This is a genomic window from Microlunatus soli (assembly GCF_900105385.1).
Taxonomy (GTDB): domain Bacteria; phylum Actinomycetota; class Actinomycetes; order Propionibacteriales; family Propionibacteriaceae; genus Microlunatus; species Microlunatus soli.
In genome coordinates this window covers 5,857,195-5,872,734 of the sequence record NZ_LT629772.1, presented here as the reverse complement: position 1 = coordinate 5,872,734, position 15,540 = coordinate 5,857,195, and the positions used below count along the sequence as shown (strand labels likewise).

Sequence of the window (15,540 nt, the reverse complement as noted above, 5' to 3'; positions counted from 1 at the left end):
GGCGATCCTACTGGTCGGACGGCCCGTTCGAGGCACCGTCGCTCGGGCCGGCCGTGTCGTCGTCCTCGCCGGCCCCGTCCTCCGCCTCGCCGGTCGCGTCCTCGGAGCTGCCGGTCCCGCCTTCTGCCCCAGTCCCGTCCGCTGTCCCAGTCCCGGTCCCGTCCGCTGCCTGCCCGTCGTCCTCTGGGTCCTCGCGCTCGGCGAGGAACCGCTCGAAGGCCGCGCCGATCTCGTCGGCGGACGGCACCGAAGCCAGATCCTCCGAACTCGGCGGCGGGAATCCGATGCCACCGCGATCGGCCCGGAGCGTGTCGTACTGCTGCTCCAGCTGGCCGACCATCTCCTGGGCCTCGCTCGATCCGGCGACTTCCTCGACGATCTCGGCCATGTTGCTCGCGGCTGCTTCCTCCAGGGGACCCAGCGGCACCACCAGGCCGGTGGTTTGGGCGATCCGCTGCCCCAGCGTCAGCGTCGCCTGCGGGAAAGCGGCCTGGGCGAGGTAATGCGGGACGAAGGCCTCGAATCCCATCGCGGTGCGCCCCTGCTCGCCGAGTCGGAACTCCAGCATCGCCGAGAAGCTCGCCTGCACCTCGGCCTTGCCGAACCAGGCCTGTTCCTCGCGAACCAGCTCCGGATCGGTGGAATGGGCATTCAGCGCAACCGGTCGGGTGTGCGGCACTGCTCCGGGGATGCCGGTCAGTGACACGACCAGCCGGACGTCGAAGGTGTCGATCAGCCCGATCACGGCCGCAGCCACCCGCTCCCATTGCACATCTGGCTCGGGGCCGGTCAGCAACAGGAACGGCTCGTCCTGCGCATCGATCATGCGGTGCAGCCGTAGCCGCGGGGTTTCCAAGGAGGACCAGCGGTTGCCGTCGTAGTCCATCATCGGTCGGCGGGACCGGTAGTCGTGCAGTTGATCGTGGTCGAACTCGGCCAGCACCTGGTGCTCGGTGTGTTCCAGCAGATGCTCGGTGAACAGCCGGCCCGCCTGACCGGCGTCGATGAATCCCTCGAGTTGCACGATCAGCACCGGCCGGCTGCCTGCCATCAGTTCGTCGGCACCGGGTGTCAGTTCGTACAGCGAGCTCGGATCCAGCATGGACACCAATCTAATGGGCAGGGCCGCACCCCAGATGGCAGGGCAGCGAACCGTGAGCAGCCGCCCCCTCAGCAGTCGAACCCTCAGCAGTCGAACACCGACCAGCAGATGTCGTTGCGCAGTCGCTGGTCGTCCAGCACGAGCTCACGCACCGGCTCCGGCAGCTGATCTCGCTGCCACTGGCACTCGGCGCGGCCGGCAGCGTCGCTGTCACTCTTCGGCGCAGCGGCCCGGACGGCTTTGATGGCGTACGCCGCCGCGCCCAGGTCATGCGCCGCGACATGGGCGACGACCCCGGCCTGGCCCGCGGCGTAAGCGGCGTGTCGTGCGGCCCCGCGAAGATCTCTGGCCGCGCCCATGGCATGGCCGCCGGCCGCACGGGCCTCCATCATCCTGACCTCTCCACGCACCCACGCACGGGCATGCGCGATGGCCTGCCTCGGTCGCTGATCATCGGGTCGCTCGACCTCGAACAGACTGAGGACATGCTCAGCACAGGCAGCAGCCCACAGCGCCAACGCGTGATGGTGGGCATCGGTCAGACTGCCGCCACGGCGGATCGTCACCAGCCGCGGATCGCGAACCGGAGAAAGGATCATCGAGCTTCCCTTCGTGGATGTCAGGCGGACGTGCGGCTGACTGGCCCGAGCATGCCAGATGATCGCCCGAGCTGGGCAGATCTTCGGCGAGGTCCGCCCGGTGATCACGTCCGCAGCGGTGGCTCCACGTGTTTGATGCGGTTGTTGATCATGGGTGTTTGGTCGGGGTCGATCCAGCGGGGTGGGATCCACCAGGGCAGGCCGTCGATCATTTCGCATTGCCAGCCTTGGCGTTGGAAGTGCTGGTGGTGATAGCGACACAGCAGGGTGAGATTGGTCAGATCTGTCAGTCCGCCGATCTCCCAGCCGATGATGTGGTGTCGTTCACACCAGGCCGCGGGTCGACCACAGGACGGGAACGAACAGCCCTTGTCGCGGGCGATCAACGCCATCGTCTGGGTCTTGTTCGCCACCCGGTGATTTCGCCCGAGGTCGAGCACCTCGCCGAAGGCGCCGAGGACGACGGGAATGATGTCGGCCTCACACGCCAACCTGAGCAGGGTGCTGGGGGCGATCGGGGTCCCGTCGGGCAACCTGCCGTACCCGGTGTCGTCGAGGAGGTGTCGGTAGTCGATGGTGACCACGACGGTGGCCGGCACCCCACCCGCAGCGGGGGCATCGCCGGCGCGCAGGATCCGGGCGAACACGTCGGCGATCGCGTCGTGGGCGCGTTCTTCGGGGCTGCCGAGGTCTTGGCCGTCCGGGCCGTGTTGGGGCTTGCTCAGGGGTCCGATGACGGCGTTGATCTGGGCGCCGACGGTCGGGGTGAAGCGGGCTTCCATCCGCCAGGAGCCGTCGCGGGCTTGGTAGAAGGTGACCCGCCGGGTGGCTTCGTGGAGTTGGTCGTCGGCCAGGGTGCCGTCGGGATCGTTGTGATCGGTGACGCGTTGCACGATTTCGGCGAACTCGCGGGGTGGGAACACCACCGCCCCGGCCGCCAACTCGGCCTCGGCGATCTCGACGGCTTCTCGGTTGGTCCACGGCAGTCGTTCGATCCTCGACAGGCAGCGCAGGGCGATGTCGGCCTGCACCGGCGGCACCAGACCGCTGGCGACGGCGGCGGCCAGCCGGGGCCATGTCGGGGCCAACGGTTCACCGGTCATCGAACGGCCTGCCCGGAGCGTGTCGGCGGCCCGGACCCGGGCATGGGCCTGGCCGGGTTGGATCCGGGTCACCTGTCCCAACAGGTTCGCCACCGTGCGCAACTGGAGCCGGTGCGGCAGGTCGGTGGACTGGCAGGCGTGCACGATCTCGTGATCGACCAGCCCGAGCCGGTTCCGCACCTCCTCCAGCCGGCCGATGAACCCGACCAACCGGTCATCACCCACCACGGTGAGTTCCTCGGCCGACACCCCGGCAATCAAACCCGCAACCGCCCGATCCAACTCGGCCAACAACACCTCCACCGACCCTGGGCCGTCGGCCACCGGCGGGTCGGTCGCTGCACTGACGGCCGTCGCACCGTCGGGTACGGCCTTGTACTCGTCCGTGCCCGACATCGACCCAGTCGGAATGTCCGTCCCTGCCGCGACCTCCGGAGCAGTTGGCGCGGACGGTGTCGCATCGCGACTCATTGCTTGGCCGTCGGTGTCCGGACGCGCACCGATCACGGGATCGGTGGGGAGCCCTGCGGGCTCATGGACTTCCGTGGCCATACCCGGATTGTATTCGAACAGTCATTCGTGTTCAAGAGTTGATCATGAGATATCCCTACAAAACGAGGGTAAATCCTCCATCCCGTGACTAGTTGATCAAGGTCGCAATGATCGGCGTCGCCATCGTCTCACCCGGCACTGACAGTCCTGCCGGATCATCACCGGGGGCGCAGGAATCTGTGGACAAACCGGGGTCTGAGGCCCATCTCGGATCAGGTGCGCGGGTCGGTCGACTCGGCCGGTCCGAGCTTCTTGCCGGGTGAGCGGTCGCTCGATAGGCACACGACCCGCCCCGAACCGGCCGCGGCATCCGCCGCCGCCCGACAGGATCAGGACAGGCCGGCGACCCGACGAGCATCGGCGATGGCATTCATCACACGCTTCTCGGAGATGGGGAACTTCGTCCGCAACTGCTGAGCGAACAGACTCACCCGCAACTCCTCCAGCATCCACCCGATCGCTTCGACGTCAGCGGGCAGCGGCCCCTCGGGCAGTCGCGAACACAGATCGGCGTAGGAGTCCTCGACTCGTGTCATCGTGGCCAACCCGGCGGCGTTCTTGGCCGGGTTCGCCCGCAACACGGTGATCCGGTTGGCGGCCGCCTGCAGATAGCGGACCAGGTCGGGCAGTCGTTCACCATCGGTCACTGCCAGGAACCCGGCGAAGATCAAATTGTTCAACTGTTCACCGAGATCAGCCGCGGCAAGTGCATCGATCCGCGCAACGGTGTCGAGCTGCGCGGTGACGCTCTCCCAGGTCTCCAAGGCTGCAGCAGTCTCATTGACCAGCGTCCGCATCCGGTCGGCGTTGTCGGCCCGCACCAGATCACACAGCTTGGCGAACTTGCCTTGGTCATCAATACGGCCCCCGACAGTCGGCGCGTGCCGTCGGATCAGTTCTCCCACTGTCGCCAACCGGGCGTCGGCGAGCAACGCCGGCACACTCGGATAGGGACTGCCGCCGAGCGCCAGCTTCGCCTGATTGCCGAGATGACCGACCACCCAGCGGGTCGGGTCCGGCGTGTTGATCATGACGAGCCGGCGCAGCCCGAGCGCATGGAAATGATCACGGCGTGCGGCATCGGCATAAACCTTCAGTCCGACGGTGGATCCTTCGTCGATCAGTCCGGGAAAGCTCACCAGGCTGCCGGTGTGGATCTCGTCTGCGATCCGGCCGAACACCCAACTGCCGGCCCCGGTCGTCGTCACTTCCTCGGCAGCCGAGTTCAGCGTCTGACTGATCTCGGGAGCTACCTGCTGCCGCAACGCCTCCAGATCCTTGCCTTCGGCGATCACCCGGTCACCATCGGTGACCAGATAGGTGGGGAGCAGGTGTGCCGGCGGCGCGCTCGAGCGCCAGCTGTCGGCCGGAATGATCACGCCCGTCAACGCTCGTAGGGCTCGCGCGAGTGCCTGCTCGAACGACTCCGCTCCGTCTCCGCCATGATCACCGAGCCAGCTCAGGGCTCGGGTGGCAAACTCCGGTGCCGGTACGAAGTTGCGCCGGACCGCCTTCGGCAGCGACCTGATCAGCTCCGTCGCCAGCTCTGCCCGCAGCCCCGGCACCTGCCAGCTGAAGGAGGTGGCATCGGTACGGTTCAGCAAGCCCACCGGAATCTCGACACTGACCCCGTCTCGCGTACTGCCGGGCTCGAAGGAGTATCCGATCTTGTAGTCCAACTCGCCGGTCGACCACACCTCCGGAAACTCGCCGGTGTCGGCAGCATCCGGATCGACCACAAGATCGTCGAGGCTGAGGTTCAATCGGTTCGGATCGGTCTGCGCGACGTCTTTCCACCACTTGTCGAATGCAGCGCCGGTAGTCACATCTGCGGGGATCCGGGCGGCATAGAAGTCGAAGATCACCTGATCGTCGACCAACAGGTCACGGCGACGGGTCCGTTCCTCCAGTTCCTCGGCCTCGGCCCGGACCCGTTGGTTGTCGGCGAAGAAGCGGTGCCTGGTCCGCCAATCGCCCTCCACCAGCGCGGACCTGATGAAGATCTCGCGCGACTCGGCGGGATTGATCCGGGCGTAGCTCACCGGACGGCGCCCGACGATCGGGATGCCGTAGAGCGTGACGTGCTCGTACGCCATCACCGAGCCGTTGCGCGCCGACCAGTGCGGCTCGGAGTAGTTGTGCTTGAGAAGATGCCGGCCGACCTCCTCGATCTGCTTGACGTCGATGCCGGCCACGGTCCGCGCCCAGAGCCGTGAGGTCTCGACGATCTCGGCGGCCATCACCAGTGGCGGCGTCGTCCTGGCCAGGCTCGATCCCGGATTGATCGCAAACTTGGTGCCCCGCGCGCCGAGGTATTCCTGCAGGGCACGACGTTGCCGGCGCTTGCCGTCCCGGTTTCCCCGCTTGCGGTCCTCCATCACCTCGGCCAGCCCGACCTGGGACAGCAGGCCGGTCAGGATCGCGGTGTGCACCCGGTCATGATCGGCCGGTTCCTCGTTGACATTCAGCTTGAGCTCGCGACAGATCTGTCGCAGTTGAGCGTGCAGATCCTGCCATTCGCGGATCCGCAGGAAGTGCAGGAACTCGTCCCGGCACATCCGCCGGAACGCGTTACCGGACAGGGCTTTCTGCTGTCGACGGAGGTAGCGCCACAGGCGCAGGATCGCGACGAAGTCGCTGCCGTCCGGTGCTGGTTCCTCCGAGGAGGACTCCTCCGTGGCCATCGGCGCCCAAAACCGACGGTGCAGTTGATCAGCTGCCTGTTGATGTTCGGTCGGACGTTCTCGCGGGTCCTGCACCGACAGCCCGGAGACGATGATCAACATCTCGCGCAGACAGCCTTGCCGCTCGCCGGCGATCAACATCCTGGCCATCCGCGGATCGATCGGGATGCCGGCCAGTCGGCTACCGATCTTGGTCAGCCGAGGCGAACGCTTCTGGTCCCAGCGGCCCTTGATCGCGCCGAGCTCCTCCAGCAGCCGCAGGCCGTCGGCGATCTGCGCCGAGTCCGGGGCCTCCACGAACGGGAAGGATGCGATGTCGCCCAGATCAGAGGCCGCCATCTGCAAGATCACCGAGGCCAGGTTGGTCCGCAGGATCTCCGGCTCGGTGAACTCGGGCCGGCCCGCGAAGTCCTCCTCGGCGTACAGCCGGATGCAGATGCCGGGCCCGAGCCGGCCACACCGTCCTGCGCGTTGGTTGGCCGAGGCCTGTGAGATGGGTTCGATCGGCAGTCGCTGGACCTTGGTACGCGCCGAGTATCGGGAGATCCGCGCGGTGCCGGTATCGATCACGTACCGGATCCCGGGAACCGTCAGCGACGTCTCGGCGACGTTGGTGGCCAACACGATGCGTCGCCCACCGATGCCCTTAGCGTCGCTGCGGACGAACACCTTGTGCTGTTCCGCGGCCGACAGTCGTGCATACAGCGGCAGCACCTCGGTGAAGCGCAGTTGCAGAGCGTTCAACGCATCAGCCGCATCGCGGATCTCCCGCTCACCGGAGAGGAACACCAGGATGTCGCCATCCCCCTCGGCCTGAAGTTCCTTGACGGCACGGCAGATCCCGTCGACCTGATCGAGGTCCTCGCCACCCTCTCCTGCCTGGCCGACGAGTGGGTTGTACCTCATCTCGACCGGGTAGGCACGTCCGGACACCTCGACGATCGGCGCCGCCGCTCCTTGATCATCGGCGAAGTGCTCGGCGAACCGCACGGTGTCGATGGTCGCGGAGGTGATGATCACCTTCAGCTCCGGACGGCGCGGCAGCAGCTGTTTCAGGTACCCCAACAGGAAGTCGATGTTGAGGCTGCGTTCGTGCGCCTCATCGATGATGATCGTGTCGTACTTGCGAAGATCACGATCATGACCGATCTCGGCCAACAGCACACCGTCGGTCATCACCTTGACCCTGGTGTCGCGGCCGGCCCGCCGGGTGAAGCGGACCTGGTAGCCGATCAGGTCGCCGAGTTCGACCCCGATCTCCTCGGCGATCCGCTCGGCCACGGTGCGCGCAGCGATCCGGCGTGGCTGGGTGTGTCCGATCGACATCCGACCGAGCTTGAGACAGATCTTCGGCAGCTGGGTTGTCTTGCCCGACCCGGTCTCGCCGGCCACCACGACCACCTGATGATCGCGGATCGCCGCCTCGATCTCGTCGACGCGGGCCGAGATCGGCAACGCCGGGTCGAAGCTGATCGCGGGAACGGACGATACGGCGGAGGACGGCATAACGGGGCGAGTTTAGTGGCGAGCGCCTGTCGGTCCCAGCTGATATACCAACGGCCATGCCAGTCGCGCTGACGATCGCACCGGAACAAGCGGTGCGCTACCGGCTGCAGATCAACCAGCTGACCTCCCGGCTGCCGGCCGGATCGGTGCTCGCCGCGGCTCGGTTCGGACTCCAGGACACGGCGCCGCGCGACGCGCTGCTCGGCCTGCACGCCCGGATGGAGCACTGCCGGCCGGAGGACTGGCAGCACCCGGGGCTGATCCAGACCTACTCGCCGCGGGCCGCGGTCCATCTGCTGTCTCGCGACGCGTTCGGCATCTTCACCCTGGGGCGGATGCCGCTCGATCCCGACCAACAGGCGACCATCGAGCGGTACGCCGACCAGGTGTGCGAGGTGTTGGCCGGTCGGGAGCTGCGGCAGGCCGGACTGGCGAATCAGCGGGCCGCGTGCGCCAGCGGGCGAATTGCGCTGCGTTGGACGACCAGTGCCCTCTACGTCCGCGAGGTCGAGCGTCCGCAGATCGATCTCGAGACGGCGCGCCGCGCGTTGTGCCGACTGCACATCCGGGCATTCGGACCGACCACGCCGGCCACCTACGCCTGGTGGAGCGGACTGAGCGCGGCCGACGCTCGCGCCGTATGGCAACGCTGCGCCGACGACCTGCTCCCGGTCCGGATCGGCGACCACCGTGCCTGGATCCTGTCCGAGGAGGAGCAACTCCTGCGGAGCGCTCCGGAGCCGAGCGGCGTACGGCTACTGGTGCCGAGTGATCTTCGGCTACTCGGCCAGGACCGCTCCGGCCTGTTCGTCGGCCCCGGGCAGAAGCGGCTCTCCGACCGTCACGACAGCTTCCATCCCGGCGGCGTGCTGCTCGGCCGGACCGTCGTGGGAGCCTGGGGACGGCGCGGCGGTCGGGTCGACGTCCGGCTGTCGGCGGCTCTGTCGGGTCCGGAACGTGAGCTGGTCGAGGCCGAGGCGTTGGCGATGCCGATCCCCCGGGCCACGATGTCGATCACGATCTCCGATCGGTGATCCGTCGGGGCGGCAGCCGATCTCAGACGTCGGTGACGGCGCTGATCACCTTGTCCAGCAGCTGCTCGAGCCGGACCTTGTCGGTTGCGGTCAAACCGCTCAGCAGTTCCCGCATCGCCTGATCGGCCGCTGCCGTGGCCGCGGTCAACCGCCGCCGCCCCTTGGCCGTGATGCGGACGGCATGGCTGCGTCGATCGGTCTCGTCGCGACCGCGTTCGGCCAGTCCTTGTCGTTCGAGCTCGTCGATCACGTAGACCAGCGACGACCGGTCCATCTTGATCCGGTCCACCAGGGCGCGCTGCTTGGACGGCCCGTTGTCGGCCAGTTCGCGCAACACGGCGAGGTGTCGCAGGTCAAGTCCCAACGACCGTAGCCGGCCGTTCGTCCCCGCCCGGGCAAACCGATGCGCGAGATAGAACTGACCCCCAAGTCGGAGGTCGATGCCCGGCTCCTGTTGTGTCACAGGATCAGGGTATCTCCCGATACCAGATTGTCTGAATGCAGATAATCTTGACTCATGCACATTGTGATCGTCGGAGCCGGACTGGCCGGTCCCCTGCTGGCTCAGGGACTGCACCGCACCGGACACCGCGCCACCATCCTGGAGCACCGGACCCCGGCCGACCATCGGCGGACCGGCTATCGGATCCACCTCGCACCGCAGGGAGACCTTGCCCTGCGGTCCTGTCTTCCCCCGGACCTGTACGAGCTCGTTGTGCTGACCTCCGGTGTCCCCGGCAGCGGCGTCCGGACCTTGGACCCGGAGCTCAATCTGCTCGACGAATGGCTCGTGCCGCAGCCGGATCCCTCCCAGGGCCAGCATCTGACGGTTGACCGGCAGACGCTGCGCGAGATTCTGCTGGCAGGGCTGGACGACGACGTCCTCGACGGCGCCGGGTTCGAGCACTTTCGGCTACCGGCAGGTGACGACGACTCGACGGACCGAGCCGGCGGTGTCGAGATCACCCTGACCGACGGCGGCACGCTGCACGGCGACCTGCTGGTCGGCGCGGACGGCGCCGGGTCGAAGGTCCGCAGCCAGCTGCTGCCCCAGCTCGAGGTTCGCGACATCGGACAGTTGAACATCTTCGGACGGACCCTGTTGTCCCCCGAGGTGCTACCCCACGTGCCGCCGGCCGCCCTCGACGGATTCAGCACGGTCGTCGGCCCGGGCCGGGCGATGCCGCTGGCCGCCCATCGTTTTGCCTGTCCTCCACAACAGGCTGCCGACCGAATTCGGCCAGGGCTGCGGCTCAGCGCCGACGGCGACTACCTGATGTGGGTGTTCAGCGTCCCGGCCGACGAGGTCCCGGCATCACGTGCCAGCGCGGATCTGCAGCAGTACGTCGCCGACCAGGTGGCGGCATGGCACCCCTCGTTGCGGCAGCTCGTGCTGGCCGCCGAGCCCGAGATGACTCGATCGACCGTTGTCCGGACGTCCCGGCGGCCGGAGCCCTGGCCGAGCGGGCCGGTCACCGTGATCGGCGATGCCGCGCACCCGATGATCCCGGCAGGCATCGGTGCGGCCGTTGCCCTCGATGACGCTGCCCGGCTGGTCGCCGAACTCGGCGCTGCCGACGATCATCCGACCTTGATCGCCGCTGTCGCCCGCTACGAGGAACAGATGCGCGGCTACGGATTCGACGCCGTTGCTCAGTCCGAACAGGTGGCAGGACTGAGCAGCTGACGGGCGGTCGGTCCGGTCAACCCAGGTACTGGGCCTGCAGCGGCATCTCCCGCTCACCGAGTTCATACAGGTCCGCGGCACGCCCGACGATCTGCGGATCGGGATGGCCGACGATCTCGGGATCCTTGCCGTCGTAGTCGAACCGGTCCAGCACATAGCGCATCGCGTTCAGCCGGGCCCTTTTCTTGTCGTTGCTCTTCAGCACCGTCCACGGGGCGTATTCGGTGTCGGTGGCGGCGAACATGTCCACCTTGGCAGCGGTGTAGTCGTCCCACTTGTCCAGCGACGCCAGATCCATCGGGGACAACTTCCACTGCCGCACCGGATCGATCTGCCGGATCAGGAACCGCGTGCTCTGCTCGGACTGGGACACCGAGAACCAGAACTTGATCAAGTGGATGCCTTCGGAGACCAGCAACTGTTCGAAGACCGGCACCTGCTGCAGGAACGCTTGGTACTCCTGTGCCGTGCAGAAGCCCATCACGCGTTCGACCCCGGCCCGGTTGTACCAGGAGCGGTCGAACAGCGTCATCTCACCGCGCGCCGGCAGGTGCTGGATGTAACGCTGGAAGTACCACTGCCGGGACTCGCGGTCGGTCGGCTTCTCCAGGGCGACCACGTGGGCGTGCCGGGGGTTGAGATGCTCGGTGAACCGTTTGATGGTGCCGCCCTTGCCGGCGGCATCGCGGCCCTCGAACAAGATCACGATCCGATCGCCGGTCTCCCTGATCTGCGTCTGTAGCTTCAGCAGCTCGATCTGCAGCAGCCGCTTCTGCGCCTCGTAGGTCGCCGTGTCGATCCGTTCGCTGTAGGGATAGTTCTCCCGCCAGGTGTCGATGATCGTGCCGTCGACGGTCCGCAGGATCGGATCGTCATCCTCCAACTCGACGACGGAGAAATCATCGGATCCGTAACGCTGTTGCAGCTGCCGGATCTGCGCGCTGAGATCATTGTTCACGGTCGCCAGTCAACCCATCCCGATGCCGTCGGAGTTGACACGCAGGCGACGACTGGGTGAACGTCTGGACGGCCGGCAGGGCATCAGCCGCCGAACAGCCTGGCCGGAGCGGCGTGCCGAGACATCCGGACCCGGGCGGCGTCATCGACGGCGGCGCGGTAGTGTCCCATCAGTTCGTCGCAGATCGCCGCCCAGGTTGCTCCCCGTACCCGCAGCCGGGCGGTCCGACCGAACGCTTGCCGCTTGCGTGCGTCGCCGGCCAGGTCCTGGACCCGCGCGCGCAGCATGCCCAATTCGCCGGGTGCGTACAGCCATCCGGTTCGGCTGTGATCGACCAGGTCGACCGGTCCGCCCCGGCCGACCGCGACCACCGGGACGCCGGAGGCCATCGCCTCCTGGATGGTCTGGCAGAAGGTCTCGCTCTCCCCCGGATGCACGAAGATGTCCAGGCCGGCCATCTGTCGGGCCAGTTCGTCGCCGCCGAGGAAGCCGGTGAAGATCGCGTTCGGCAGGGCTGCCTTCAGCCGGTCGGCGTACGGACCGCTGCCGGTGATCACCAGTCGGGTGCCCGGAAGATCGGCAACCAGTCCGAGGTCGTCGACCTGCTTCTCCGCGGCCAGCCGCCCGACGTATCCGATGATCACCTCACCGTTCGGCGCGATCCGACGACGCCATTCATGATCACGCCGACCAGGATGGAATCGGCGGGCGTCGACGCCACGTCCCCATTGGCGGACCCGGGGAATCCCCCGTTCGGTCAGTTCGGCACAGCTGAACGAGGACGGTGCCAGGGTGACGGTGGCCCGGTCATGGATGTCGAAGACCCGCTTCCACAGCACCGGTTCGGCGGCCCGGAGGCCGTAACGGGCGGCATAGGTCGGCACCTCGGTCTGGTAGACCGCGACACTCGGCAACCCGAGCCGGTCGGCGGCGACGATCGCCCGCCAGCCCAGCACGAACGGCGAGGCCAGGTGTACGACATCGGGAGCGATCTCGGTCAGCAGTCGGCGCAGTCTGGCGCTGCCGCCGACGGCGACCTTGAAGGACTGGTAGCCGGGGAGGGCGACTGCCGGCAGCCGATGGATCGTGATCGGTGGTCCGATCGGCGGACAGTAGCTGGTCTCGGCACCATGATCAGCAGGCGCTATCACCTCGACCTGGTGGCCGCGCTCGGACAGATAGTCGAGGATCTGCAGAACGGAGTGCGTGACACCGTTCATCGAAGGGAGGAAGGATTCGGCGACAATCGCGATCTTCACGTTCCTTGACCGAACCCGATCCGAACGCAGTTTGGGCTATCGGCAGGTTGCGTGTCGCTGAACTCCTGCGCCGGTTGCTGTTACTCGGCTCGCCACCACGGTTCGCTGACGTCGGGCCGTTGCGCGACCCACGACCGCCGATCAGGTCAGCGTGATCACCTGTCGGCCATCGTGGTACGCGGCCAGCAGGCTCGGCGAGTTGTGAGCGACCACCACCGTCCCGTCCGACGCCACCGCCACCAAGCCGCCGCTGGCGTCGCGATCAGTGAGTTCCTCGGCGATCGTCGCGGAGACTGCGGCAGCAAGATCAAGACCGGCATAACGCATCCGGGCCGCGATGTCGTAGCTGACCACGCCACGGATGAAGGCCTCACCGTGACCGGTGCAGGACACTGCGAGCAACTCGTCGCGGGCGTAGGTACCGGCCCCGATGATCGGGCTGTCGCCGACCCGGCCCTGCCACTGGTTGGCCATCCCACCCGTCGACGTCGCGGCCGCCAACGCACCCGACGCATCGCGGGCGACAGCGCCGACCGTGCCGTGCCGGGCGCCGCCGGTCGCCGCCGCGTGCAGGCGGGCCAACTGCGCCCGGCGGGCGTCGGTCACGAAGTAGTCGGGGTCGACCACCGAGAGTCCCCAGGCGGCGGCCAGCTCGGCCGGCGGCGCGACCAGCAAGACGTGCTGCGAGCGTTCCATCACGGCCCGGGCCAGCAGCACCGGGTTGCGCGCGACGGTGCTGGCCGCGACCGCGCCGGCGGCGCCACTGCCGGTCATCACCGCGGCATCCAGTTCGGCGTCGCCGGCCGCCGTCAACGAGGCGCCCCGGCCGGCGTTGAAGAGTGCATCGTCCTCCAGTTGCACCACCGTCGCACAGACGGCGTCCAGGGCGCTGCCACCCTGCCGCAGCACGGCATCGCCGGCTCGGTACGCGTTCTCCAGTCCGGCCTGGAAGCCGGCTCGATCGGCGCCGGAGAATTCGGCGATCCGTCCACCGGCGCCGCCGTGCACCGCCAGGGCGTACGGCCGATCAGGCGGCAATTCGATCACAGTGGTCGGCACCGGCGCCGACACCGATTCCTCGGCGGCCGGCGGGCCACCGGTCGGGTTGTCGACCATGATCAGTCGTCGGTCTCGGCGTCGCCGCCGTCCTCGAACGTGGTCCGGCCCCGCAGCTTGTCGGCCAGATGATCATCGATACCGTCTGCGGTGTCGGACATGATCTGCAGCGCCTGGGTCAGGTGTGCGGGCACGAACGGCTGGGCGATCACCGACAGGGTGGCGAAGACCCGATCCCGGATCAGTTGGAACTTCACCCAGCGGGCCTCGCAGTTGAGGTCGTTGAGCACCTCGGCGGCACGGGACCGACCGCCCTCGATCTCGTGCACGATGGCGGCGAAGATCACGATCTCACGACCGTCGACGGAGGTCCGCAGGAAGATCATCGTCGACCCGACCCGGATGGCGATGTCGCCTTCCTCGTCACGGATCGGGGCATGTCCGAAGAGCTCGGTCAGCTCCTCCTCGACCATCGCGTCCAGGTGTTCGCGACTCCCGGGCAGGACCGCGGTGACGTCCTCGTCGTCGAACGGTGGCGGATCGGTCGGGTCGTCGGCCTTGGGAGTGAGCACCTCGGACAATTGGTCCGGGGACAGGAAGACCGGATGCGGTACGCCGTACACGTCCCGCAACGCCACCACCGCGAGCTCGGCGAGCTGATCGGATTGCTCCTGCGGCAGCTCGACCCAGAAATTGGCCGACTCCTCCGCGCTCGGCGGATTCCAGCCCGCCTTCTCCATCAGGGCCAAGGCGCCCGGACCCAGTTGGAAGTCGTCACCGAGCACGCCGTTGCTCGCCGCCTGGGAGCGGATCATGTCCCGGGCCGGAGCCGAGAACGACACGAACGGGCCGCCGTCGTCGGTGCTCTCGGTCTCGGTGCCGATCACCAGGTCGCCCGAGTCGTCGATCACCGAGATCACTTCGCTCAACCGCGTCTGGAACTCCGCCCAGCCCTGAGCGGTGCTGCGGTCGATGTCGAAGCCTTCGTAGTCCGTCGAGTCCACCCGTCGAACCTATCGCGAAACGGTGTGATCAGAACAAGGTGTCGGGGTCGGATTCACGGTAGAGCGCCTGGACGGCCCGCGATGGGGACGGGCGGCCCAGTCGAGCGGCCATCCAGCCGCTGATCTGCACCAGCCGGTCCAGATCGACACCGCTACGGATGCCGAGCCCGTCCAGCATCCAGACCAGATCCTCGGTGGCGAGATTCCCGGTCGCCGATTTGGCGAACGGGCAGCCGCCGAGCCCGCCGGCGGAGGCGTCGAATTCGGTCACCCCGCACTGCAGCCCGGTGAGGACGCCGGCGAGCGCCTGCCCGTAGGTGTCGTGCAGGTGCAGGGCGATCCGGTCCATCCCGATGCCGGCCTCGCCGATCGCGCCGAGCAGGGCTCTGACGTGGCCGGGGGTGGCGACCCCGATGGTGTCGCCGAGGCTGATCGTCCGACAGCCCAGATCGGCCAGTCGGCGGACGACTGCGACGACCTGGCCGATCGGGACCCGTCCCTCCCAGGGGTCGCCGAAACACATCGACACATAGCCCCGGACGGCGATGCCGGCCTCCAGCGCCTGCCGGGCCACCGGGGTGGCCGACTCGATCGCGCCGTCGACGGTGCTGGCGAGATTCTCCTGCGCGAACCGCTCGGTCGCGCTGACGAAGATCGCGATCTCGGCCGCCCCGGCCTCCAGCGCCCGGTCCATCCCACGCTGATTGGGCACCAGCACCGGATGCCGGAAACCTTCCGGTGCGCCGATCCCGGCCAGCACCTCGGCGGCATCGGCCAACTGCGGAACCCACTTCGGTGAGACGAAACTGGTGGCCTCGATCGCGATCAGCCCGGTGCCACGCAGCCGCTCGATGAACTCGATCTTGGTCGCGGTGTCGACGATCTGCTTCTCCGCCTGCAGTCCGTCGCGAGGGCCGACCTCGTAGATCGTCACCTCTTCCGGAAGCCCCGGCAGCGGATATCTGTCCGGAAGTTCACCCATGCTGCTGACTGTAA

General features: G+C 67.6%; 12 protein-coding genes. 2 read left to right on the top strand and 10 right to left on the bottom strand.

All coding sequences use genetic code 11. The annotated features are described in order from the left end of the window. Window positions 1–7: 7 nt before the first annotated feature. The 4 genes from BLU38_RS26900 to hrpA all read right to left on the bottom strand — a co-directional run bounded on the left by BLU38_RS26900 (window position 8) and on the right by hrpA (window position 7,546). Window positions 8–1,102, bottom strand: a complete 1,095-nt coding sequence (locus BLU38_RS26900) for a PAC2 family protein (RefSeq protein ID WP_091529417.1) — start codon at window positions 1,100–1,102, stop codon at window positions 8–10. Window positions 1,103–1,185: 83 nt separating this feature from the next. Beyond that, window positions 1,186–1,701: a putative immunity protein gene (locus tag BLU38_RS26895; RefSeq protein WP_091533227.1), complete on the bottom strand. Its 516-nt coding sequence runs from the start codon at window positions 1,699–1,701 to the stop codon at window positions 1,186–1,188. 104 nt (window positions 1,702–1,805) lie between these two features. Beyond that, a complete protein-coding gene (locus BLU38_RS26890; protein ID WP_172836231.1) occupies window positions 1,806–3,200 on the bottom strand; it encodes an HNH endonuclease signature motif containing protein in 1,395 nt (464 codons plus the stop codon). A 485-nt stretch (window positions 3,201–3,685) separates the two neighbouring features. Beyond that, a complete protein-coding gene (gene hrpA / locus BLU38_RS26885) occupies window positions 3,686–7,546 on the bottom strand; it encodes an ATP-dependent RNA helicase HrpA (protein WP_091529410.1) in 3,861 nt (1,286 codons plus the stop codon). A 56-nt stretch (window positions 7,547–7,602) separates the two neighbouring features. Between hrpA and BLU38_RS26880 the strand changes: the two genes are divergently transcribed. Next, window positions 7,603–8,580 carry a DNA glycosylase AlkZ-like family protein gene (locus BLU38_RS26880; protein ID WP_091529408.1) on the top strand — a complete coding sequence of 326 codons (978 nt, stop codon included), beginning with the start codon at window positions 7,603–7,605 and terminating at the stop codon, window positions 8,578–8,580. Window positions 8,581–8,602: 22 nt separating this feature from the next. Here the strand turns inward: BLU38_RS26880 and BLU38_RS31075 are convergent, their stop codons facing one another. Then, window positions 8,603–9,043 carry a MarR family winged helix-turn-helix transcriptional regulator gene (locus BLU38_RS31075; protein ID WP_157683738.1) on the bottom strand — a complete coding sequence of 147 codons (441 nt, stop codon included), beginning with the start codon at window positions 9,041–9,043 and terminating at the stop codon, window positions 8,603–8,605. A 54-nt stretch (window positions 9,044–9,097) separates the two neighbouring features. Between BLU38_RS31075 and BLU38_RS26870 the strand changes: the two genes are divergently transcribed. Beyond that, the gene (locus tag BLU38_RS26870; RefSeq protein WP_091529406.1) at window positions 9,098–10,267 is read left to right on the top strand and encodes an FAD-dependent oxidoreductase; all 1,170 of its coding nucleotides are present in this window, start codon (window positions 9,098–9,100) and stop codon (window positions 10,265–10,267) included. Window positions 10,268–10,283: 16 nt separating this feature from the next. Here BLU38_RS26870 and ppk2 read toward each other — a convergent pair whose 3' ends face one another. The 5 genes from ppk2 to BLU38_RS26845 form a co-directional block, all read right to left on the bottom strand. Then, a complete protein-coding gene (ppk2, locus tag BLU38_RS26865) occupies window positions 10,284–11,201 on the bottom strand; it encodes a polyphosphate kinase 2 (RefSeq protein ID WP_172836319.1) in 918 nt (305 codons plus the stop codon). A gap of 107 nt (window positions 11,202–11,308) precedes the next feature. After that, window positions 11,309–12,484, bottom strand: coding sequence for a glycosyltransferase family 4 protein (locus BLU38_RS26860; protein ID WP_091529404.1), 1,176 nt, complete (start codon window positions 12,482–12,484; stop codon window positions 11,309–11,311). A 141-nt stretch (window positions 12,485–12,625) separates the two neighbouring features. After that, a complete protein-coding gene (locus BLU38_RS26855; protein WP_091529401.1) occupies window positions 12,626–13,600 on the bottom strand; it encodes an isoaspartyl peptidase/L-asparaginase family protein in 975 nt (324 codons plus the stop codon). 2 nt (window positions 13,601–13,602) lie between these two features. Beyond that, window positions 13,603–14,544, bottom strand: coding sequence for a T3SS (YopN, CesT) and YbjN peptide-binding chaperone 1 (locus BLU38_RS26850; protein ID WP_091529398.1), 942 nt, complete (start codon window positions 14,542–14,544; stop codon window positions 13,603–13,605). Between the two features lie 28 nt (window positions 14,545–14,572). Then, a complete protein-coding gene (locus BLU38_RS26845; RefSeq protein ID WP_091529396.1) occupies window positions 14,573–15,526 on the bottom strand; it encodes a hydroxymethylglutaryl-CoA lyase in 954 nt (317 codons plus the stop codon). Window positions 15,527–15,540: the final 14 nt, after the last annotated feature.

Bases quoted from the DNA above. Each gene is read 5' to 3' on its own strand.
- BLU38_RS26900 (WP_091529417.1), bottom strand. From the start codon at position 1,102: ATGCTGGATCCGAGCTCGCTGTACGAACTGACACCCGGTGCCGACGAA.
- BLU38_RS26895 (WP_091533227.1), bottom strand. From the start codon at position 1,701: ATGATCCTTTCTCCGGTTCGCGATCCGCGGCTGGTGACGATCCGCCGT.
- BLU38_RS26890 (WP_172836231.1), bottom strand. From the start codon at position 3,200: ATGTCGGGCACGGACGAGTACAAGGCCGTACCCGACGGTGCGACGGCC.
- hrpA (WP_091529410.1), bottom strand. From the start codon at position 7,546: ATGCCGTCCTCCGCCGTATCGTCCGTTCCCGCGATCAGCTTCGACCCG.
- BLU38_RS26880 (WP_091529408.1), top strand. From the start codon at position 7,603: ATGCCAGTCGCGCTGACGATCGCACCGGAACAAGCGGTGCGCTACCGG.
- BLU38_RS26870 (WP_091529406.1), top strand. From the start codon at position 9,098: ATGCACATTGTGATCGTCGGAGCCGGACTGGCCGGTCCCCTGCTGGCT.
- BLU38_RS26855 (WP_091529401.1), bottom strand. From the start codon at position 13,600: ATGGTCGACAACCCGACCGGTGGCCCGCCGGCCGCCGAGGAATCGGTG.
- BLU38_RS26845 (WP_091529396.1), bottom strand. From the start codon at position 15,526: ATGGGTGAACTTCCGGACAGATATCCGCTGCCGGGGCTTCCGGAAGAG.